Below are 517 nucleotides of genomic sequence, written 5' to 3'. Positions count from 1 at the left end.
CGGCGTTGCGCGGACCCTGGGGCGGCATGGCCGAGCGGGACCGGGCGGTGGTGTTGCGGGCAGTGGCCGACGAGTTGGATCGCCGGTTCGATGATCTGGTGGCTGCTGAGGTGGCGGATACCGGTAAGCCGGTCGGTCAGGCCCGGACGTTGGACATTCCGCGTGGGGCGGCGAACTTCCGGGCGTTCGCGGAGATCGCCGCGACGGCGCCGACGGAGTCGTTCACCACGGTCACGTCGTCGGGTGGTCGGGCGTTGAACTACGCGGTCCGTAAACCCGTCGGCGTGGTCGCGGTGATCGTGCCGTGGAACCTGCCGCTGCTGCTGCTCACCTGGAAGGTCGCTCCGGCGCTGGCGTGCGGTAACGCCGTGGTGGTGAAGCCGTCGGAGGAGACGCCGGCGTCGGCGACGCTGCTGGCGGAGGTGATGGCGGCGGCGGGTGTGCCGGATGGGGTGTTCAATGTGGTGCACGGGTTCGGGCCGGGTGCGGCGGGGGAGTGGCTGACCACTCATCCGGG

General features: G+C 71.0%; 1 protein-coding gene. It reads left to right on the top strand.

The genetic code is table 11. The features are described 5' to 3' along the window. Positions 1-517, top strand: a 517-nt coding sequence (locus ACFHW1_RS28850) for an aldehyde dehydrogenase family protein (RefSeq protein ID WP_416616745.1), incomplete at both ends; no start/stop codon positions are given.

This window comes from Micromonospora sp. LOL_014, from assembly GCF_048060245.1.
Lineage (GTDB): Bacteria > Actinomycetota > Actinomycetes > Mycobacteriales > Micromonosporaceae > Micromonospora_E.
Note: the sequence above shows the minus strand (reverse complement) of the source record. Positions and strands in the feature narration are given on the sequence as shown.